14 protein-coding genes are annotated in these 22,002 nt (G+C 44.1%); 6 read left to right on the forward strand and 8 right to left on the reverse strand.

The features are described from left to right. Positions 1 to 16 precede the first annotated feature (16 nt). Positions 17 to 1,009, reverse strand: a complete 993-nt coding sequence (locus tag JC606_RS02750; protein ID WP_198777857.1) for a sugar-binding transcriptional regulator — start codon at positions 1,007 to 1,009, stop codon at positions 17 to 19. A 458-nt stretch (positions 1,010 to 1,467) separates the two neighbouring features. Here JC606_RS02750 and tal point away from each other — a divergent pair, with 458 nt between their 5' ends. Continuing rightward, complete coding sequence (tal, locus tag JC606_RS02755; RefSeq protein WP_032552749.1) at positions 1,468 to 2,418, forward strand: transaldolase; 951 nt, start codon at positions 1,468 to 1,470, stop codon at positions 2,416 to 2,418. Between the two features lie 79 nt (positions 2,419 to 2,497). After that, a complete protein-coding gene (tkt, locus tag JC606_RS02760; protein ID WP_116871390.1) occupies positions 2,498 to 4,489 on the forward strand; it encodes a transketolase in 1,992 nt (663 codons plus the stop codon). A gap of 93 nt (positions 4,490 to 4,582) precedes the next feature. Here the strand turns inward: tkt and JC606_RS02765 are convergent, their stop codons facing one another. The 3 genes from JC606_RS02765 to JC606_RS02775 all read right to left on the reverse strand — a co-directional run bounded on the left by JC606_RS02765 (position 4,583) and on the right by JC606_RS02775 (position 7,600). Beyond that, positions 4,583 to 5,131 (reverse strand): hypothetical protein, encoded by a 549-nt coding sequence (locus JC606_RS02765; protein WP_240700702.1) that lies wholly within the window; start codon positions 5,129 to 5,131, stop codon positions 4,583 to 4,585. A 272-nt stretch (positions 5,132 to 5,403) separates the two neighbouring features. Further along, the gene (locus JC606_RS02770) at positions 5,404 to 6,966 is read right to left on the reverse strand and encodes a methyl-accepting chemotaxis protein (RefSeq protein WP_198777859.1); all 1,563 of its coding nucleotides are present in this window, start codon (positions 6,964 to 6,966) and stop codon (positions 5,404 to 5,406) included. Positions 6,967 to 7,132: 166 nt separating this feature from the next. After that, positions 7,133 to 7,600, reverse strand: a complete 468-nt coding sequence (locus JC606_RS02775) for an Lrp/AsnC family transcriptional regulator (RefSeq protein WP_198777861.1) — start codon at positions 7,598 to 7,600, stop codon at positions 7,133 to 7,135. A 153-nt stretch (positions 7,601 to 7,753) separates the two neighbouring features. Here JC606_RS02775 and JC606_RS02780 point away from each other — a divergent pair, with 153 nt between their 5' ends. The 3 genes from JC606_RS02780 to JC606_RS02790 all read left to right on the forward strand — a co-directional run bounded on the left by JC606_RS02780 (position 7,754) and on the right by JC606_RS02790 (position 12,349). Next, entirely contained in the window at positions 7,754 to 8,719 is a 966-nt protein-coding gene (locus JC606_RS02780) for a hypothetical protein (RefSeq protein WP_061032334.1), read from the forward strand. A 536-nt stretch (positions 8,720 to 9,255) separates the two neighbouring features. Next, positions 9,256 to 9,555 carry a hypothetical protein gene (locus JC606_RS02785; RefSeq protein WP_102423186.1) on the forward strand — a complete coding sequence of 100 codons (300 nt, stop codon included), beginning with the start codon at positions 9,256 to 9,258 and terminating at the stop codon, positions 9,553 to 9,555. Positions 9,556 to 9,592: 37 nt separating this feature from the next. Further along, positions 9,593 to 12,349, forward strand: coding sequence for an immune inhibitor A domain-containing protein (locus tag JC606_RS02790; protein ID WP_198777863.1), 2,757 nt, complete (start codon positions 9,593 to 9,595; stop codon positions 12,347 to 12,349). 247 nt (positions 12,350 to 12,596) lie between these two features. Here JC606_RS02790 and JC606_RS02795 read toward each other — a convergent pair whose 3' ends face one another. Further along, positions 12,597 to 13,772, reverse strand: a complete 1,176-nt coding sequence (locus JC606_RS02795) for an MFS transporter (RefSeq protein ID WP_198777865.1) — start codon at positions 13,770 to 13,772, stop codon at positions 12,597 to 12,599. Positions 13,773 to 14,036: 264 nt separating this feature from the next. On the opposite strand from JC606_RS02795, the gene JC606_RS02800 reads away from it, so the two are divergent. Continuing rightward, positions 14,037 to 14,927 carry a LysR family transcriptional regulator gene (locus JC606_RS02800; protein WP_198777867.1) on the forward strand — a complete coding sequence of 297 codons (891 nt, stop codon included), beginning with the start codon at positions 14,037 to 14,039 and terminating at the stop codon, positions 14,925 to 14,927. A gap of 74 nt (positions 14,928 to 15,001) precedes the next feature. Here JC606_RS02800 and JC606_RS02805 read toward each other — a convergent pair whose 3' ends face one another. From JC606_RS02805 to JC606_RS02815, 3 genes are all read right to left on the reverse strand, one after another. Continuing rightward, positions 15,002 to 19,846: an ATP-binding protein gene (locus JC606_RS02805; RefSeq protein ID WP_233090053.1), complete on the reverse strand. Its 4,845-nt coding sequence runs from the start codon at positions 19,844 to 19,846 to the stop codon at positions 15,002 to 15,004. Positions 19,847 to 19,928: 82 nt separating this feature from the next. Next, positions 19,929 to 20,954, reverse strand: coding sequence for an HD-GYP domain-containing protein (locus JC606_RS02810; protein ID WP_198777871.1), 1,026 nt, complete (start codon positions 20,952 to 20,954; stop codon positions 19,929 to 19,931). Between the two features lie 276 nt (positions 20,955 to 21,230). Further along, on the reverse strand, positions 21,231 to 21,995 hold the full coding sequence (locus JC606_RS02815; RefSeq protein WP_061032327.1) for an iron ABC transporter ATP-binding protein: 765 nt from the start codon (positions 21,993 to 21,995) through the stop codon (positions 21,231 to 21,233). Positions 21,996 to 22,002: the final 7 nt, after the last annotated feature.

A 22,002-nucleotide genomic window follows, 5' to 3' on the forward strand; every position in this document is an offset into this window, starting at 1 on the left:
ACCAACAATAAATAATTTATTTATCAATTAATGTAATCTGCTCATCTAAGTTCAGTACGGTTAGTGCATTACTTACGCTGGTTGCTATTACATCAACCACACCAGTTCTTAAAGCACCTAACAACGCGAGCGGTTTACTGTTCTCGGCAGCTATCGCAATCACCTCAGCGATTGGGCGAAACTCTTCTAACCCCAAACCGATGACTCGGTCACTCATAACGGTGTTTGCCGCTTTACCGTGAACGTCAAAAAAGTCATAGCCAGCAAAGTCACCAACAACGCCCTGTAATAAACGAGATTGAACCACCTCACCCGCGGTAAACCAACCTAGGTCAACCATGTAACTGTTTTCGCTCATGTCTCCGATACCCACTAAAGCAACATCTGCCTTTCGAGCGAGATCGAGTGTTTGCTTTACTGTGCTGTTTTCCATAAAGGCGGTTTTTTGCGCTTTATTCTCTGCATAAGCAGGCGCATACAAAGTTTCAGACGAACCACCGTACTTTTTCGCTAGCTGTCGACAGATGTGGTCAGCATTGAACATACCGCCTCTAGGGTGAATGCCGCCGATGCCACACACGAACTTACAATCACGAGGGGTAATTACACCAGTATGGTGAGCAACAGAAGACACGTTACGACCTTGGCCTACTGTTACCACCATGCCGTTTTTTAGTGTACTGGTTAGGTAGTTAGACACTAAACCTGCGACCTGAAGTCGTTGTTGCTCTTCATTCGGTTGATCCAGAGCGACAAGTGCACGCTTAACACCAAAACGTTCAATTAAGCGTTGCTCGATTTTGGCGCTGAAGACTGGGTGGTACTTAACGGTTATCTCAACAATACCTTCATCACGGGCTTGCTTGAGCATACGACCAACCTTTGCACGAGAGATAGAGAACTTTTTCGAGATCTCTTCTTGGGTGGCACCGTCCTGATAATAAGCAACCGCGACTTCAGTCAGGAGATCAGTGTTTTCTTCGGAAACATCTTGGATATTCTTACTCATATACCACTCAACCTATATTTAACAATTATTTTACCTGCTTGAAGAACAAATGTTCGATGGCTAAGCAAGTGATACACAAGTTTACACCTTGAACATATGTAACAACAAGGAACATTTGCTCAAGGTGTTAGCCATAGTTTTATTGTTGATTAATTCACCTTGCTCAGCGTATTAAACGTTTGCTTGTATCGCCCATGATTACTAGAGCGAAATATATTTGACTGAAGTCACCATACCGCACTATTTTTCGTTGACTTTGGTGCTAGATCAGATAAATATGGCTACATCATTTACTCATCGAGCGATCAAATGTTCTGTGCAAATGTTCGTTCGAAGAAAAATTTAAATTAATGTAAGTTTGGCTCACTGGAAACTCCACTGAGAACTTCATTAGTTAGCTTGCAAATGCCCACATCTCTCTTCTCACGAGATGTAATGCGATAGATAGGATGATCAAAATGAGCAACAAATTAGAGCAACTTCGTAAACTAACGACAGTAGTAGCAGACACTGGTGAAATCGATGCAATCAAAAAGTACCAGCCAGAAGATGCAACAACTAACCCTTCTCTGATTCTTAAAGCGGCTCAAATCGAAGAGTATGCGCCACTTATCGATGCTTCAATCGAATACGCTAAAGCACAAAGCGCTGATAAAGCTCAACAAGTTCAAGACACTTGTGACATGCTTGCAGTAAACATCGGTAAAGAAATCCTGAAAACAATCCCAGGCCGTATCTCTACAGAAGTTGATGCTCGTCTTTCTTACGACACTGAAGGCAGCGTAGCTAAAGCTCGTCAGCTAGTAAAAATGTACAACGATGCTGGCATCACTAACGATCGCATCCTAATCAAACTTGCTTCTACTTGGGAAGGTATCCGTGCTGCTGAAATCCTAGAGAAAGAAGGCATCAACTGTAACCTAACGCTTCTATTCTCTTTTGCACAAGCTCGTGCATGTGCTGAAGCTGGCGTATTCCTAATCTCTCCATTCGTTGGTCGTATCATGGACTGGTACAAAGCGAAAGAAGGTCGCGACTTCGAAGCATCTGAAGATCCAGGCGTAATCTCAGTAACTGACATCTACAACTACTACAAAGAGCACGGCTACAACACTGTAGTTATGGGCGCAAGCTTCCGTAACATCGGCGAGATCCTAGAACTTGCTGGTTGTGACCGTCTAACTATCGCTCCCGCTCTTCTAGCTGAACTAGAAGCTGCTGAAGGTGAAGTTGTAGAGAAGCTAGTTGACTCTAAAGGCTCTAAAGAGCGCCCAGCTCCAATGACTCACGCTGAGTTCCTATGGGAGCACAACCTAGACGCAATGGCAGTTGAGAAGGTTGCAGAAGGTATCCGCAACTTCGCAGTTGACCAAGGCAAACTAGAAGACATGATCGCAGCTAAGCTGTAACCACACAGAATTAAAAAAGGGGAACGTTTGCGTTCCCCTTTCAATTTCCAATTCCAATATTTAAACACTGGTAGTTATTATGGATCGTAAACATTTAGCTAATGCTATTCGTGCTCTAAGCATGGACGGCGTACAACAAGCAAATTCAGGCCACCCAGGCGCACCTATGGGTATGGCTGACATCGCTGAAGTTCTTTGGCGTGATCACCTAAACCACAACCCGTCTAACCCAGAGTGGGCTGACCGCGACCGTTTCGTTCTTTCAAACGGCCACGGCTCTATGCTGATTTATTCTCTGCTGCACCTAGCAGGCTACGAGCTATCAATTGAAGATCTTAAGAACTTCCGTCAACTGCACTCTAAGACTCCAGGTCACCCAGAGTACGGTTACGCACCGGGTATCGAAACAACAACTGGTCCACTAGGCCAAGGTATCACTAACGCTGTTGGTATGGCGCTTGCTGAGAAAACTCTAGCGGCACAATTCAACAAAGAAGGCCACGACATCGTTGACCACTTCACTTATGCATTCATGGGTGACGGCTGTCTGATGGAGGGTATCTCTCACGAAGCATGTTCTCTAGCGGGTACGTTAGGTCTTGGTAAGCTTATCGCTTTCTGGGATGACAACGGCATCTCTATCGATGGTGAAGTGGAAGGTTGGTTCTCTGATGATACGCCTAAGCGTTTTGAAGCTTACGGCTGGCACGTAATTCCAGCAGTAGATGGTCACAACGCTGAAGCAATCAACGCAGCAATTGAAGCTGCTAAAGCGGACCCACGCCCTACTCTAATTTGTACTAAGACTATCATCGGTTTTGGTTCTCCAAACAAATCTGGTTCACACGACTGTCACGGTGCACCACTAGGCGCTGAAGAAATTGCAGCTACACGTAAAGAACTTGGTTGGGAGCACGGTCCTTTTGAAATTCCGTCGGAAGTTTACGCAGAATGGGATGCGAAAGAAGCAGGCGCAGCTAAGGAAGCAGCGTGGAACGAGAAACTTGCAGCTTATGAAGCAGCACACCCTGAGCTGGCAGCTGAATTCAAACGCCGCGTAAACGGTGAGCTTCCTGCACAGTGGGAAGAGAAAGCAAACCAAATCATTGCTGACCTTCAAGCTAACCCAGCAAACATCGCATCACGTAAAGCGTCTCAAAACGCACTAGAAGCGTTCGGTGCTATGTTACCTGAATTCCTAGGCGGCTCTGCTGACCTTGCACCTTCTAACCTAACTATGTGGTCTGGTTCGAAGTCTGTTTCTGCTGAAGATCCAGCAGGTAACTACATCCACTACGGTGTACGTGAATTCGGTATGACGGCGATCATGAACGGTATCGCTTTGCACGGTGGTTTCGTACCATACGGCGCAACGTTCCTAATGTTCATGGAATACGCTCGTAACGCAATGCGTATGGCTGCTCTGATGAAAGTTCAGAACATCCAAGTTTACACGCACGACTCTATCGGTCTTGGCGAAGATGGCCCAACTCACCAACCAGTTGAGCAAATCGCTTCTCTACGTCTGACGCCAAACATGAGCACATGGCGCCCATGTGACCAAGTTGAGTCTGCAGTCGCTTGGAAACTGGCTATCGAACGCAAAGACGGCCCAACGTCTCTAATCTTCTCTCGTCAAAACCTTGCACAGCAAGAGCGTAGCGAAGAGCAAGTAGCGAACATCGCGAAGGGTGGTTACATCCTGAAAGATTGTGAAGGTAAGCCAGAGCTAATCCTTATCGCTACAGGTTCTGAAGTTGAGCTAGCGGTTAACGCTGCGGCTGAACTGACAGCTGAAGGTAAGAAGGTACGTGTAGTATCTATGCCTGCAACTGACGCATTCGACAAGCAAGACGCTGAGTACCGTGAGTCTGTGCTTCCTTCTGACGTAACAGCGCGTATCGCAGTAGAAGCTGGCATCGCTGACTTCTGGTACAAGTACGTTGGCTTCGGTGGCAAGATCATCGGTATGACAACGTTCGGCGAATCTGCACCAGCAGGTGAGCTATTCAAGATGTTCGGTTTCACTACTGAAAACGTAGTAAACACAGCGAAAGAGCTTCTAGCTTAATCTTGATTCAATTGTCTCGCCTTGAAATAGGCTGATGCATACCAAAAGCCCTACATTTTCATGTAGGGCTTTTTTGTATCTCGCCTTTCACCATTAAAACGTAAACCTTGCCCCAAGGCGAAGCGTGTTCTGGTTTAGGTTTTTGCTATAAGTGTGTTCATACCCAGCATCGACCGCGAGCCAAGAAAGAACGTCAACCGAACTCACCACACCGAAGTTGTTTAAGCCATGCTTATGCGTGTCCGAATAGCTATAAAATGGTTGCAACGACCAACGCTCGTTAATAGAAACAATCGCCCCAGCCTCACCGATAAAGCCTTCATCGTAGTTTTTGATGGTCTCTCTATAACACGGACCGAGGATGGTGTCATTTCGGCACGAGGAACGCCTTTGTGGTCTAACCCAATTTACCCCGCCAGAGGCATAAAGCTCAACCTGTGAAGTAATGGGCTGATACCAGCCCAACTGAATAGACAAATCAGACAGTGTCGTTGAAGAGCGTGTGGTTGCTGACGAGTCAAAGCCGACGAAGAAAGTATCGTTTAAGGCATAGTTACCACCGAGATAGCCACCGTAAAGCTGCTTACTCCCAGAGTTATTGTAGGCATTGTCAAAGTAATCTTGAAAGCCATCGTCGCTCACCCTCGTATTCTGATATCCCGTATAGAGATAATTTGATCCTTTGGAGGCTATACAAGGAACACTAATAAAACTTAAGCAAATGGTGGTAACAATAAGGGGGCGCATGCTGATGCTCTGTCTTTTGATTGGAATATGAGAAGTGTAACTTAACCTCAATTGAACGATGTTTTATTTTTGTTTCAAAGCTTTTCTAACCTTCACTTCACCTACAAAAAAGCCCTGCACATCATGCAAGGCTTTCTTATATTTTTTCATGAAGTTATTTAAGGTCGCTACTTTTCTTCAAAACGTTTAGCTAACTGATAGAACTCATTTACTTGTTCTTTAAGCTCTGTCGAATGATCCTTTACTGAATGAGTGGCAACTAAATTCTGTTCTGCAGTCGACGCGATAGATTGCATGTGAAGATTCACCTCACTCGACAGTGTGCGTTGCTTATGGGCTGAGTTTTCTACCGACTGCATCAACTCGTTCATAGATTGCATTAGGTTTTCAACTTCAGATAAACGCTCTGCGCTCACCTTCGCCACATCACCGCACGCATCGGTCTGCTCTCTGTTCGCCAGAATATCTTTCTGCCAACCTTTAATGGTTGTGAGCATGGTTTCTATGCTCTCTTTTATCTGTACTGTCGCGTTCGAAGTACGCCCAGACAGCGCACGTACTTCATCAGCCACTACGGCAAAGCCTCGACCTTGCTCACCCGCTCTCGCCGCTTCTATTGCTGCGTTGAGCGCCAGCAGGTTGGTTTGCTCCGCAATGCCACCAATCTCTTCCATTATCTTACTGACACTTTGCGCTTGATCGCTCAGTTGGTAAGTCGTTTGTGTCGCTTTTTCAGCTTGTGAAGCTAAATTTTCAAGGTTGCGATGAGTTTGGTCAATGCTCTCTTTAGCGCCAGCACAAGTCTCTAGAGTCACATCGACAATCTGATGTGCTTCTTCTGTACGAGACGAAACTTCATTCGCGGTTAATTCAACCTCTTCGGTTGCCTCACGTACTTGCAGAATGTCTTTGGTTTGTTGATCTAACGCTTCAGACACTTCAAACGACGTGGCATTAAGATTGTCAGCCAAATCTTGCAATGGTTTCGCTGAGTCAGTCATTCGACCTAATACAGTGCGTATACGAGCAGACAGAAGTTTTAAGTGAAAATCAGCCACAGAAAACTTACTGTTCCCTGAATAAACTAGGCGGCTCACGCTATCGAACTTTGATTGCAGTTTTTTCAGCTGTAAAGGTGTGTCGATGAGTTCTTGGCGGAACAACAGCGCAAGAGCAGAAACAGGTAGTAAGCTCAAAAGCCATTGAGACACTTGCCCTACTTCGACAAGGTTTGAAATCAGCGGTGCAGCGAGCGAGCCCAACAAGACGGCATAACGAACACTATCACTGATCTGCAGCGACCATTGGCGACCAGATTTCTCAGCCTTCAATAAACCTTGGTATGCTTTATCGGCAACTTGTACCCATTCTTTTTTAGGCTTCACACGTACCGATTGGTAACCACTCACCTTCCCATTATCGTAAATTGGCGTCACATAAGCATCGACCCAATAGTATCCACCCGATTTGGTTTTGTTTTTTACGATACCCCGCCACGCTTTGCCTTGCTTAAGGTTTAACCACATATCGGCAAACGCCGCTTTAGGCATATCGCCATGCCTAACGATATTATGGTGTTGCCCTAGTAACTCTTGCTGGCTGTATTCTGCGATACGACAAAAAGCATCATTACTGTAAGTAATCACGCCTTTGAGGTCCGTCGTTGATACGAGTTGTTCGTGTTCGCTGAGTAACGTTTCACAAGATAGAGAAGATGAGCTGACAGTCATTATTATTAACTTTGGTTAATTATTATTTTAGGCGAGGAATATATACAATTATTAAAGTTATGACAAAATGTGAACGTCACATTTTGCGTAAATGCCTGCTATTTATACGAATTTAAGCTAGTTACCTCACATAGCTGCAATTTTGTACTAAACGTCCTACTCTCGGTTACGCCTCTTCTAAATTCATTTCAGTACTAAACTTCACCGTTCTCATTGATACAGAGGTGTGGAACTTACGAATATTGAGATCTTTGCGTAGCACTCGCTCAACAAAGTCTTCGTAGGCTTGGATATCTTTAACAGTCACGATAAGCATAAAGTCATAACTGCCTGAGATCTGATAACACTGCGTAACTTCTGTAGCCTTCGAGATAGAATGGCGAAAAATTTGATAAATATCGCCTCTATCTCGCTCCATTTCGACAGACACGACCAAAGTCATCTTATGACCAGCAAGCTCAGGGTTAATAATAGATACATCGCCCACGATCACTCCCTCCTCTCTCAAACGTTTTACACGCTTTAAACAGGCAGGCGGTGACAAACCAACAAGCTCGGCCAATGCTAAATTGGGAATACGATTATTCTTTTGAAGTTGGATAAGAATGCTTCTATCTATGCGGTCAATTTCCATAATTTCTTAATCTCCCCATTTTGCGAGCAATAATTTCCAATATTAAAGTAATTAAAAAATTATAGCCGAATTTATAACGAGATTTAGAAATCACGATCACAGCAATCACGATAAGATCTTCTTAAATCAAACAGTCGCAACATGGACGTATCAATGAAATCCACTTATCAATTTTTTAAAGAACTCTTAAAAGAGATTTTCGATGTTACCTCAACGCTTTTTCGGATCATGATTCCAATTATCATCGTCATAAAAGTCGTAGAAGAGCTTGGCGGCATAGTGATTCTGAGTGAATGGTTAAGCCCAATAATGGAAAGCGTTGGGTTACCAAAAGAGATGGGCCTAGTGTGGGCCACAACCATCCTCACCAATATCTACGCTGGCTTAATTATTCTCATCAACTCCGATGTTTCTTTAACGGTTGCTCAAGCTTCTGTGTTAGGCAGCATGATGCTGCTCGCTCATTCGCTACCAATCGAAGGCGCAATCGCGAAAAAAGCAGGGGTAAGTTGGCTTGCCACCTTATCAGTCAGAGTCGGCGGCAGCTTGGTATTGGCATGGCTACTGAATCTCAGCTATCAATACGGAGATTTACTCAACTATCCAGCAACCGTCTTATGGCAGCCAGAAGTATCGTCAGATAACAGTTACATCGGTTGGGCTATCGAACAACTCAAAAACTTTGCAGTGATATTCATGGTGATTTCAGCACTGCTACTGTTACTTAAAGTTTTAAAGGTTCTTGGCATCGAGAAGTTAATGGCTCTGCTGCTACGACCATTTTTAAGACTACTAGGCATCAGCAAAGATGCGACCAATCTAACCATCATAGGGATCACGCTCGGTCTTTCGTTCGGAGGAGGTCTATTGATCAACGAAGCAAAGAAAGGACATATAGCCGCAAGAGACGTGTTTACCGCCATTATGCTACTCAATCTGCTCCACAGTTTGATTGAAGACACCTTGTTGATCTTACTGATCGGGGCTGATTTTTACACCATATTCTGGGGAAGAATCGTATTCTCAGTTCTCATCGTCGCTTTAATTTCGCACGCTATTAAACGTGTCAAACCAACGATTTGTGAGCGTTACTTTTATCGCGACGTATCCCAATCATAACAGCGAAAACTCACCTTAACCCTTTAGTAAAAGAGCCGGCACACAGGCTCTTTAATCATCAGCTTTTTCACTACCCAACTTGTTCGCTACTACCACCAGCCGCTCCAACCCAAAAATTTGCGTAACATTGCGCCCACAAGCGCTTTCACCTCTCCTCAATCGAAGAAATCGTGATAATTCGAGTCAAAATAATTTAAACACGAATAATCCATCATTGGGCTGACAATAGAATTCATTATTCTTATATCAACACAAAGTATAACGGTATTTTTATTACTATCTAAAGCCTTACCTCTATTAACATGAGAGACAATAACCATATTATCCACACTGATACTTACTATTAAAACAATCAACTATAAATTCACCAAAATTCAATAAATAACTGACAATAAGATAATTAACTGAGGGCATTTGATATTAACTCTTAATGTTGAAAATAGGATAGACAATAACTTGTAAAAATTTACAGTTTGATTGGTTAATTTTATAAATATATTTTGTTACATAATCAAAACAAATGGCTAATTATAACAATGTCTCATAAAACAATGGCTTTAATGGTTCTGTCCTTATCCTCACTGTCACAGGCTTACACTATAGAGAATGATGAACCATTGCTGAAGTCATTGATTGAACAGGGCATTATCTGTCCAGGCTTAAATTATGAGGAAAACCAAGAAGCTTTGCGTATCTATCTCAATGCCAAAGCAAATAAGAACCATCAGCCTAATCTCGATTTAAATAAAGATATAAAAAACCAACGTCAGGTAAATAAAGCACCAAAAGAGTGCATTAGACCAATATCGGTGAATAACACCGGTGAAGGAAGTTGATATTAATATCGACATGGAAATATAAAAAGGAAATGTAATGAAGATAATGAGAAAGACGTTGCTGGCTTCAGCAATGATTACTCTATTTAGCGTCAACAGTTATGCTAAAACACCTATTGATTTAGGTGTTGTTAATGAAGATAAGCTAATTGAAATGCTAGTAAGACAAGGCTTAGTTGATGAAAACGCTAGCGATCAAGAAAAACACAGCGCCCTTGATCGTTACCTAAAAAATAAAATCAATTCGGGTTTTAAAGGTGATGCGCAATTTGGCAAGAAAGCCATGGAGCTGAGAGCAAAGATTCTAAAAGCCATCGAAAAAGAGTCCGGCGTCAAAAAAGCGAGTGTTTTTGCACTGGAAGTGGGTACCAAGCGCACGGACAAAGTACTCGCGCTGCTTGTCGACTTCCCTGATCTAAACTGGGACGATAACAAGCTCACTAAAGAGCACACGCAAATGCTCTACGAGAGCTACAACCCAGAACACTACCAAGAGTTACTGTTTTCTGATTCGGGCTATACCGGACCAAATGGTGAAAACTTAATCTCGATGCGCCAGTATTATCAAAGTGAGTCAGGCGACAGTTACAGTGTGGCGGGTCAAGCCGCAGGTTGGTATCGAGCTTCTAAGCCAGCAGCTTTCTACGGTGGTAACTCCCCGACTACGGATAACGACCTAAATGCTCAAGAGCTCGTTCGCGAAGCCCTCAACCAGTTAGCTCAAGACCCTAGCATCAACCTCGCTGATTACGATATTGAGGATCGCTACGATTACGATGGTGACGGAGACTTCCGTGAGCCAGACGGCGTAATTGACCACCTAATGGTGTTCCATGCTTCTGTAGGTGAAGAAGCCGGTGGTGGCGTGTTAGGTCCTAATGCAATTTGGTCTCACCGATTCAACCTTGGACGCACACATGTGCTAGAAGGCACCTCTAGCTCGCTTCCAGACCGCTTTAATGGCCAGTACGCGGCGTTTGATTACACGATCCAACCGATTGACGCAGCAGCCGGTGTTTGTGCTCACGAATATGGCCATGATTTAGGCCTTCCAGATGAGTACGACACGCAATACACGGGCAAGGGTGAACCAGTCTCTTATTGGTCTATCATGTCTTCTGGCAGCTGGGCTGGTCAAATTGGCGGTACTCAACCAACCGCATTCAGTTCTTGGGCAAAACACTTCCTACAAAAGTCTATTGGTGGTCGTTGGATTAATGATGACCAAATCTCAATTGATGACCTGGAAGACAATCCACAAATTTACACCTTGTTCCAAACGACAGATAACTCCCGTCCGAACATGATTAAGGTCGACCTTCCAGAGAAACAAATCGAAGGTTTGAAACCGTTCGAGGGTGAGTACTCATTCCACTCTCAAAAAGGCGACGACCTGAAAAATAGCATGACCCGTAAGCTGGAAATCCCGGCGGGCGATTCTGCAATGCTTACCTTCAAAACTTGGTACCAAATCGAGAAAGACTATGACTTTGCTCGTGTCCTTGTGAACGGGCAAGCCATCGCAGGCAACATCACCTCTATGGATGACCCCTACAACACCGGCCTAGTTCCTGCGGTAGGTGGTGAGTCTGACGGGTGGATTGATGCTGAATTTGATGTTTCTCAATGGGCAGGACAAGAAGTCGAGCTTTCGTTCGAGTACATCACCGATGGCGGCTTAGCCATGGAAGGTTTCTACTTAGACAACCTGAGCCTTGTCGTTGACGGTGACACAGTTGCGGTAGATGACGGCGAAGATAACTCTAGCTTTGCGCTTAATGGCTTCAAATTGAGCAATGGTTTCCATCAAGCTCAACACTACTACCTACTGCAATGGCGCAGTCATATGGACGTGGATGAAGGCTTAGCGAATATCAAGCGCATGGGCCAGCTCATGTCGTTCGATCCAGGTCTGATCATTTGGTATGTCGATGAGTCGCTCACTGATAACTGGGTAGGCAAACACCCTGGTGAAGGCTGGTTGGGTGTGGTCGATGCCGACCAAAATGCCATGGTTTGGCAAAACTCAGGAAAAGTCGCTCAAACACGTTACCAAGTCCGTGATGCCGCGTTTTCACTGAAAGACCATACTCCTATGCGTCTTGTGAACAGTGACAACGATGTGCTTCAGGACACAAGCCTAGTGGGTACAGCAAGCTTCTCTGATGACCAAGATTACACATCACCACAAGCTCCTGATTCGGGTCGTATTTTGACTAAGTTTGGCTTGGTGGTAGACATTGTTAACCAAAGCGATGTCAACGAATACGGTGTGGTACGTCTGTCGAAAGTAAGCCAACACAACATCGCGCCAACAGCGAACTTCGAACTCAATACAGATGGGTTGAGCGTCTCAGCTCGCAACTTCAGTTCGGATCAAGATGGCGAAATCATCAGCTACCTATGGGACTTCGGCAACGGCGTAACAAGCAGTGAAATCGCGCCAACATGGACTTACCAAGAAGCCGGCGAATACACAGTCAGCCTAACGGTAGTCGACGACAAAGGTGCCAACGCATCGTTTCGCTCAATCGTTAATGTTGAGGTTCCAAACGCGCTTCCTGAAGCAAGTGCGAAGTACATTCACTTAGGTCGTTGGGTCACTATGTGGTCAACAAGCTCAGACAGTGATGGGCGAATTGTCGATACAGAGTGGACATTACCAAATGGAAAAGTGAAACGAGGTCGTACATTCACTTCTATCTTCCCTTCATACGGAAAGCATGAAGTGAAGCTAAAAATCATCGATGACCAAGGCGGGATCACGACTAAGACCATTATGGTCAACCTATAGGTCGCTTCTAGCTCAAATCATTGAAATAAGTACGTAGACAATAACGTGCGTACTGATAAACCAACTTAAGTACTGCTGTCTTTGGCATGAGTCAGGACAGCAGTTTTAAGAAAACGTTATTATTTAAGCCGTAAGCAAAAGCCCTACCGTCATCGGTAGGGCTTTTTATTGGTCTGTGCTTCGGAAAAGCTAGCCTAACGCTCTGTTCAAATGAAGAAGTTAATATCTCCAAACAAGCGATAACTCATCATACAGGTTGATTTTGAATGCGAGATTTACGTGCGCTAAATGCAAACAATATGATAACGGCTAACACAAATGGCAATACGTAGATATTGAGGTTTTGCCAGCCCGCTGTCGACTCTAACCAACCAGAAAGCAACGCCGTTACTGTCACACAGCCAAAGACAATAAACTCATTAAACGCTTGAGCCTTAGCTTTGTTCTGCGGTTGATAAGATTGACTGAACAAACCGGTTGCCGCGATGAACATAAAGTTCCAGCCTACCCCGAGTAAAACCAAAGCCGCTCTGAAATGCCAAATCGACTCACCATGGATGTTGATGGCAATACAAAACACAAACAGTATCCCACCTGCCAAGATCATCATTCTTGAACCAAACTTCTCGATGAGTGACCCAGTAAAGAAGGCAGGGACAAACATACCCAACACGTGCCACTCAATCACACCCGCCGCTTTAGTAAAGTCGAAACCACAGCCAATCATCGCTAGTGGTGTAGCCGTCATCAAAATGTTCATCACCGCATAGGCGACCATCGCCGCAAATACAGCTCCGACAAAATTTGTAGCCTTCACGATTGCACTCAAAGGCTCCGACTTCGGTGCTTGGTGACTAAACGACACTTTAGGGAATTGAATGGTCTGTAAGATAACGAGTGCTAAAATGTTTAAGCCAATCAATGAAGCGAATGCTCCAATGTACAGACCATCTTGCGACCATTGCTGAGACATAATCGCTAAGTTCGGCCCGAGTACCGCCGCAAGGACACCACCAGCCATTGAAATCGAGATTGCGCGGTGTCGTGCATTTTCATCACACACTTCAATGGCCGCGAAACGATAAAGTGTTCCAAAACCAATACCTATGCCGAGTAAGAAGGTTGCGAAGCAGAACAGATAGAAGTTTTGTTGTGATAGCGCGTAAGTTGCTAGGCTTGCCCCCGTTATACCGACGAGATTACCGATACTAAAGCCTCGCTTACGGCCTAACTTACCTGAAATCAAAGAAGCGGGAATGGTGGCAGCCATCAAACCCAAAAACTGTAATGCAACTGGTAAGGTAATCATACTGGCGCTGGGCGCAATCTGTTTTCCTATCAAGCCAATCACGGAAATCAGTAAGATATTCCCTGTCATTAATAAGGCCTGACACAGTGACAGTAGCCAAACATTTCTATTCATCTTCGTTCCTAAATATGAGCGCGGCTGATCACTAGACCAAATAACCAACAAAGTCTCAACACTTTGTTACAAAAAATGAAACTCACCTGCTACCAATGTATTGCCTTAAAGCCATCTCCTTTTGGTTCTTCAACGATATCGAATGCATCTCTGCCTATATTTTCAATTCATTCTGGATTTGCATTTATCATTGAATGGGGATAATAATAATTTTCTGTTATTCATTATGGCGTGTTTTACAAACTTCGGCATTAAGAGGCGAGTATGATTAATCCACTTTGGCTCAACACATTTAAGACTCTGGTAGAAGTCGGCCATTTCACCCAAACGGCTGAAAAGTTGTACATGACTCAACCAGGTGTTAGCCAACACATCAAAAAACTTGAGCAAGCATGTGACTGCGAACTACTCTCTCGAGAAAATAAGAGCTTCGAGCTGACCGAGCAAGGTCGGATTATGTATCGCTATGCACTCAAATTAGAGAAAGACCAAGAAGACCTTTTCGAATCACTTAGTTTTGATAACCCTTACTCTGGGCAGTGTCACCTATCCTGTTCAGGCTCGCTTTCCTTACGCTTATATCCCAAGCTTCTTGAGCTGCAGCAGCAACATCCAGATCTAAGCATTAATCTAGAGGCAGCACCGAATAGAAAGATATTGAATGACCTGCTGCAACGCACGACCGATGTCGGTATCGTGAGACACTCACCGAACGACAGCTATTACCAAAGCCAAGTTATCGGCAAAGAAGCATTGTGTCTTATCGTGCACCACAGTCATGCCGACCTTGAGATAACGCCACAAACGCTGCATGAGATTGGCCTGATTGCTCACCCAGATTCTGCGCATTACCTCTCTTTGTACTTTGACCTGTGTGGTGATAAAGAGCTCGCGAATATCAACATTAATGAGATTCCGAAATCAGGCTACATCAACCAACTTCATCAGATACTGCTGCCCGTATCCAAGGGATTAGGGTTTACCGTGTTGCCAGCTGGTGCAGTTGAACATTTTGCTGAAAAAGATAAGTTGCACGTCGTCCCGCCAAAAGTAGAAGTTGAGGAAACGCTGTACTTAGTCCAAAAGCGAAACCGCAAGCTCCCTCATCGATACAACACCGTGATTGATTTAATCAAACAGAATGTCAGCAATTAGGTTAGTGCACAGATAAAAAAAAGCCTTTAACCACGATAGCTAAAGGCTTTGAATACTAGCAAAAGGCTTTGGTTCTATGGCTGTAAAGCGCTGAGCACCTCAGTGGCACCTTCAAAATCGTAACTCTCTAGCAATCTCAGCACCTCTTTTAAAGCACTCGAGTCAGGGTGTTCAATGAGTAACTCCGAAACGTATTGAGTCGCATCGTTATCGTAAGCCTCGAGAAGAGATAGCAGCTTAGCGATTTGCTCAGGAGCAACCTCAGAACAGTCCGAAGTATCATCTGAACCTCTATCTGCTGTAGTTGCGCATGGTTTGCCAAAATCGCGCTCGACCGCTTCAATTAACTCCGTTAAGCCAATTTCGCCATGCTTAAGATCTTGCTCCACGCATATCCTATTGTGAGCTCGACTTTCTAAGTCAGTGAGTAATTCAGCGAGCCTCTGCCCGCCAATTGAAGCCGCCATACTTTTTAGGGTGTGTAGATTCCGCTCTAACGTCACCCACTCTTCTTGCGCTAGATTATCGAACGCCTCAGACAACATCGATGGCGCCCCTTGGCAGAACCTATCCAACACCTTATTTTGCAAGGATGTATCGCTATTAGTGAGCTGCTCAAATCGAGCTTGTGAGAAAATAGGCAAGCCAGAGTTGTCAGAAACTGATTCATCAACTAATTTAGGCGCAGATGCTTGCCCCTCAAAGTATACCTCTGGAACGATATACTTTGAGATCAAAGACGTCGCTTTATCAATAATGATCGGCTTATCCAAGAAGTCCGTTACGCCTGCGTCCCTCGCTCTCTGTTTTGCATCACTAAACACGTTGGCCGACATCGCAATAATAGGCACAGTTTTATTGAATTCACGGATCAACCTTGTAGCCTCAAACCCATCCATAATTGGCATTTGCAGATCCATAAAGATCATTTCATAGTCATTATTCTGCGCCAACGCTAATGCCTCTTTTCCGTTTTCGGCAAGGTCGGCATCTAACTTAGATCGACTGAAGAAGGCCAATGCAAGATCTTGGTTTAGCTCATTATCTTCCACCAGCAGTATCCTCTGCCCTTTAAACTCTATCTGATAATCCAATTGCAATTCTTGAGCTTTAAACTTAGCGAGTTCTTCATCCGTCGACCTTGCAAGTGTCACAATAAAAGAAAACTCACTGCCTTGCCCAAACTCACTCTCAACCGTAATTTGGCTACCCATCGCGTTAACAAGTTTCTGGCTAATATTGAGCCCTAGCCCTGTGCCACCAAACCTGCGCGTTGTTGTGGTGTCTGCTTGGCTAAACGCTTGAAATAGTTTGTGGAGGTTCTCATCGGAGATCCCAATACCGGTATCCACAACGCTGACCCTCATGGTCAAGTTGTTATCATTCGATTCCATTACATCGACGGTTAACGTGACGCTGCCTTTTTCGGTAAACTTAATCGCATTACCTATCAGGTTAAGTATCACTTGGAACAATCTGAGTGGGTCCCCCATAAGAGGGGTATCCAGTTCTGGGTCAACCGACATCGACAAGTTGAGCTGCTTTTCAGCAGCTTTCGATTCCATCAACTCAATCACGTCTTGAAATGTCGTTAGTGCATTAAATGGAATATTATCGATAAACAACTGACCCGCTTCTATCTTGGACAAGTCTAAAATATCGTTGATTATGCTTAACAGAGAGTGCCCAGAACGGTGCACTTTTTCGATATAGTTGCGTGCTGTAGGGTTAGAGATTTCCCCAATAGCTAGATAAGACAAGCCAATAATGGCATTCATTGGCGTTCTAATTTCATGGCTCATATTCGCCAAAAACTCTGATTTGGCCTGACTTGCGAGGTTTGCTCTCTCTTTCTCCTCTGCCAATTGCTCGTTAAGTCGCTTCATTTCAGAAATATCGAATGCCCAAAATAGCGTTGCGATTTCACCATCAAGCTCAAACAAGTAATAGCTAACAAGTGCGACAAAACGAGTGCCATCTGACTTTCTAAGCACTAACTCTTTGTTCACGACTTTTCCGTTTAGCTTGAGCTCTTTATGAATGTCATCACGAACTTCGAGAGAATCATGAATAGCAACTACATCGATAGACGAGAGTTCCTTATTTTCAACGCCAAACAAGCGTTTTGCTGTGTCATTCGCATAACGACATTGCTCATCAGACACCACAGCAGCGGCAATTGGGGAACTATTCAGCATGTTATAGAGTTGGTCTTGTGCTTTTTTGAGTGCCTCTGTTGCTTGATTGGCTATGCTAATCTGCTTAGCGAGTTTTCGGTTCCAGAAGACAATCAGCAAAAGAATCACCAACGAAAAGGCGGAGATGGTGTAAACCAGATGATAGTCAACTCTTTCTATCGCTTTTGGTGCTGCCCACTTCGCTGATATCTTTTGATGCTCTTCTGCAGAGATCTTATCAATGGCTTTATTCAAAATAGAAAATAGAAGAGGTTCAGATTTGATCACATGTAAGGTCGGTGAAAGGAAAAAGTCGAGTCGGCCGATAATCCCAATATCTCGATGGCCAAATGAATCAATCAAATAGTTTAAGACATCGACCGTATCGATCATTCCGTCTAAGCTTTGATCATCTAGCAAGTTCAACCCCTCTGCGGTTGAATCAACAAATACCCACTCAACGTTTGGATACTTCTTTACTATCGCCTCAGTATTCGCTGCATTTCTTAAAATACCAATTTTCCATCCTGTCGCTTCATCGAGCACCAGACTGCTCACCTCTCGTCTTGATGCAAGTGCCAAACGGCTAGAAAACAGGCTATTTGCCGCTCTGACATGCTCTCCCAAGGAGCGATTTTCTTGCGCGGCAGAGACGAGTTCAACTTCTTGATGATCAACTAAACTTCGAGTCTCTGACCAATTCACCACATCAACATGTTCAATGTTCAAGCCTGTTTTCTGCGCGATGAGTTCCAGGTAATCATCAATCATACCGATGTACTCGCCAGTACTAGAAACAGCCTCATACGGGAGTGAATTAGGGTCAATACCGATTCGCACCGTTGGATTATTTTTAAGCCACTCCCTCTCCTCTTCACTTAGATTTAAGATCTCTCCCGTTAAGTTATTTGCTTGATATATCTCTGCAATATACCGCTTAGCGGGTTCACCAAACGAATTGAACTGCTCTATATCTGGGAAGTAAATATGGTTTCGCTGTTGAGATCGAGTGTCAAAGTAAAAGGTCATGGAGCCCGAATTAGTAATACCACCTTTCGTGCGGTAGCTGGCGACTTTGGTCACTGATGCAAAATGGGAGGTATTGCGCTTCTCTCCAAAATCATCAACTAGGTTACCTATGTACCAGGCTTTAATTGGGCGATTATTGTTGTCTGCTTGGGCTGTGATCACCTGAAATGAACTGTCTGTATCAAATACTTCAAAGAGCTCAGACAGGTCGTCAAAGCGGTCATTTACGATAAAATAAGCCGAGATTTGAGCAATAATACTCGCTTTCTTCAGAACCTGGCTTAGGTCACTCTGGATATGAGTCTCAATGATTTGGCTTAAACCATCATCGACTTGCTTAAGGTTGGCCACCGCAGCGTTAAATCGGTCTCTCAGTTCTTCACTCTTAAAATCGACATAGATTGGATACTCCACTTGGTAGTCATCGTGTAATCGAAGTTCTGACATTTCAATAAAGCGAGTATTAGTAATAAACCACTCCAGTACTCGCCTCTCGACCATTAAGACATCTACGCTCTGTGCTCTTAACTGTGCGAATGCCGACTCTAACGTACCGATATCTTCAACTCGTTCGATATCAACTTCCTTAGAAAGCATCTCTATCGAGTTTTTTATCGGTGAGGTGTCATCAAATAGCAGCGCCCCTAGAGACAAGCCTTTCTGAGATTTAAGATTGAGTTGGCGCCTTGCCAGCGACACAGGGACGAATTCAACGTTAATAACACTATCACTTAAAAAGTGGGCATCCGGATCGTCAGCCTGAACGCCTGAGACAAAAGAGATCGAGTTATTATTATCAATGGCCTTCCTCGCGGCACTCGGCGGAAGCATGACAACGTCACCTAGCTTATGGCCCATGTCATTCAATGCGCGCTGTATAATATCGTGCTCCAAGCCAACAGCGGTACTATCTGGATACATGTAAGGAGGGTTACCGAAGCCAAACACGCCTTTAAGTGGAACCCGATAAGGAGACGCATCTAGCCACTTAGATAAAATCTGGTTCTCTTTGCGAACATCAAAGGTTTTGATCTGTTTGTTGATTAACGTCAGCAGCTCCACATCATCAGTTCGTACTACCATAGTCGCCTGAATTCTCTTCCAGTGCTCTAATACATAATTAATCGTTAAATCATGAACACCGACTTTTCTGGCAAGGTCCATCGTCGTGATAGGCTCTGCGACAATACCTTCTACCTCACCTTCCCCTAGAGCTCTCACCGCATCAATCACGTTATCAAAATCAACTCGTTCAATAGAGCTAAGTTGAACGCCTGCTTTTTTTAAGTCTATGTTTCCATTAACCATAGCAATGCGTCGTTTATGGTTTTGGTCTAGGTTAGTATCGATTTTATTGTCAATGGGAGCAATCACAGCAACCTGATAAGGGATATACGGGTCACTCGAGAGAAAACGCCCTCCATCACCTGGATCAAACTGTTGGAATGGGAAAACATCGCCTCGTCCATCAAGTAGTGCAGCTTTGGCTTCACTGCGAGAGCTGACGCTTATGAACCTCACATGAACACCAAACCGCTCTTCAAGATCCTGTGTCCAATCTTTAACAATACCAGAGACTTTTCCGTCATCATCAAGGAAGGAATATGGATAATGGTTAGCAAGAGCAATGAAAGTCACCGTTGGCTTGTTGTCTAACCATAGGTCTAGCTCGGCATCAGTCACTTCAGAGGCATAAGCACTGCCAACAAACATAAGCACAGACAACAACCATACCGAGAAGAAAATCACTGAACTTTTTAGCCTCGAAATGAAAGCACTGCATCTATTGGATCGATTACTCATCTTTGAATTTTTCTTTAATCGCTAAGATCTTAGTGAGGTTTTCAAACAGTAATTCAACGATTCTAGGGTCGAAATGTTTGCCCTTTTGCTCTTCAAACAAAGCCAGCGCTTCATCAACGCTCCAAGCTTTTTTGTACGGTCTCTCTGCTGTCAAAGCATCAAACACATCGGCAACCGCAGCAATGCGTCCAACCAGAGGGATTGCTTCGCCCGCTATTTGTTTCGGGTAGCCACTGCCATCCCATTTTTCATGGTGATATTGCGCGACTTGAATGGCCATTCGCATCAAATTAGAGTCACTCTGCCTGCCGAGTATCTCTACACCGTATTCGACGTGTTTTTGCATGGTGGCCCACTCGTCCGGGTCTAATTTACCCGGCTTGAGTAACACACTATCAGGGATACCTATCTTGCCAATATCATGCATAGGTGCTGCGTCTCGTAGCGTTTCGGCATCTTCGTCTGTCATACCCAATGCCTTCGCCAATATTTCACAATAGTGGCTCATGCGCATAACGTGCATGCCCGTTTCATTGTCTTTGAATTCAGCCGCCCTACCCAAAATATTCAGAGTCTCTAACTTACCAAGATTGATCTCTTGGGTTTTCTCTTTCACTTGGCTAAATAGCGCTCGCTGTTGGTCATACAAAGCAATATGAGTCTTCACACGTTGCAGCGCGATCTCGGGTGTGATCGGCTTAGTAATGTAATCAACAGCGCCTAAAGATAGCCCTTTCACTTCGGCTTCAGGGTCTATTTTGGCGGTCACAAATATAATGGGTATATGCGCGGTATTCGGCTGTGCTTTTAGTTGTCGACACACTTCATAGCCGTCAATATCGGGCATCATGATATCGAGAAGAATCAGGTCTGGCTGAGGGACCATTTTGGCAATTTTAATACCAATGGTTCCGTTAATAGCTACCTTAACTTGGTAGGTATCTTTGAGTATTGCCGTTAACACATCCAAGTTACTTGGGGTGTCATCCACGACTAGCACTATTGGTTTACGACTCATTGATACCTCGTATAAAAATCAAACAGTTATAACCCAAGTGTAGAACGTTTTTGGAATGCAAGGCACAAAAAATGGCAAATGATTTTGAAAAATGAAGAGCAGATATTCGAGTGACATCAAACTATCACTTTCGATATAGAAACCTGTCAATATTACGTCGATTAAGTGCTTATAAATAAAAGAGAAATCATAAATATAACCTTACAACTAAGGTTGATTACCTAAAAAAAGAGCTCCACATTGGGAGCTCTTTTTATGAGTTCAAAGGGTGGCTGATTAACGACCTGAGTAGTACATACAGACTCGGACGCCATCGAACTCACGAATCTCAAATGGAATCTCGTAGATCGACTCCATCACTGACTTTTCAACCACCTCAGAAACCTTGCCAGACTTCACTACTTGGCCTTTTTTCATCGCTACGATGTTGTCTGAGTAACAAGAGGCAAAGTTGATGTCGTGGATAACAATAACGATTGCTTTATTGAACTCATGCGCTAAGCGACGCAGCGTCTGCATGATTTCAACAGAGTGCTTAATATCTAGGTTGTTAAGGGGCTCATCTAAGAAGACATAGTCGGTGTCTTGTGCGACAACCATAGCAATAAATGCCATTTGACGCTGACCACCACTGAGCTCATCAAGGTATTTGTTTTGAATATCAGTAATACCTAAGTGTTCTAAAGCTGTATCAACGATCTTGTTGTCTTCGTCTTTCAAGCGACCTTGCGAGTGCGGGAAACGCCCAAAACAGACCAATTCGCGAATCGTAAATCGCATATTGATGTTGTTTGATTGTCGGAGTACCGCCAGGTGTTTCGCTAGCTCTTTGGTATCCCACTCAGCAAGCAGCTTGTCGCCAATTAGCACTTCACCGGCATCACTCTCTGTTAGACGACTTGCCATTGAAAGCAGTGTACTTTTACCCGCACCGTTTGGGCCAATAATAGAAGTCACTTCCCCTTTTGGGAACATAGCGCTGGCATCGTCAACAACCAGTGATTTACCATACTTCTTACTTAAACCTGTTAATTTAATCACTACTTAC

Source organism: Vibrio sp. IB15 (assembly GCF_016406055.1).
GTDB classification, from domain to species: Bacteria; Pseudomonadota; Gammaproteobacteria; order Enterobacterales; family Vibrionaceae; genus Vibrio; species Vibrio chagasii.

Bases quoted from the DNA above. Each gene is read 5' to 3' on its own strand.
- JC606_RS02805 (WP_233090053.1), bottom strand. From the start codon at position 19,846: ATGTTTGTTGGCAGTGCTTATGCCTCTGAAGTGACTGATGCCGAGCTA.
- JC606_RS02785 (WP_102423186.1), top strand. From the start codon at position 9,256: ATGTCTCATAAAACAATGGCTTTAATGGTTCTGTCCTTATCCTCACTG.
- JC606_RS02790 (WP_198777863.1), top strand. From the start codon at position 9,593: ATGAAGATAATGAGAAAGACGTTGCTGGCTTCAGCAATGATTACTCTA.
- JC606_RS02780 (WP_061032334.1), top strand. From the start codon at position 7,754: ATGAAATCCACTTATCAATTTTTTAAAGAACTCTTAAAAGAGATTTTC.
- JC606_RS02775 (WP_198777861.1), bottom strand. From the start codon at position 7,600: ATGGAAATTGACCGCATAGATAGAAGCATTCTTATCCAACTTCAAAAG.
- JC606_RS02770 (WP_198777859.1), bottom strand. From the start codon at position 6,966: ATGACTGTCAGCTCATCTTCTCTATCTTGTGAAACGTTACTCAGCGAA.
- JC606_RS02795 (WP_198777865.1), bottom strand. From the start codon at position 13,772: ATGAATAGAAATGTTTGGCTACTGTCACTGTGTCAGGCCTTATTAATG.
- JC606_RS02800 (WP_198777867.1), top strand. From the start codon at position 14,037: ATGATTAATCCACTTTGGCTCAACACATTTAAGACTCTGGTAGAAGTC.
- tal (WP_032552749.1), top strand. From the start codon at position 1,468: ATGAGCAACAAATTAGAGCAACTTCGTAAACTAACGACAGTAGTAGCA.
- JC606_RS02810 (WP_198777871.1), bottom strand. From the start codon at position 20,954: ATGAGTCGTAAACCAATAGTGCTAGTCGTGGATGACACCCCAAGTAAC.
- tkt (WP_116871390.1), top strand. From the start codon at position 2,498: ATGGATCGTAAACATTTAGCTAATGCTATTCGTGCTCTAAGCATGGAC.
- JC606_RS02750 (WP_198777857.1), bottom strand. From the start codon at position 1,009: ATGAGTAAGAATATCCAAGATGTTTCCGAAGAAAACACTGATCTCCTG.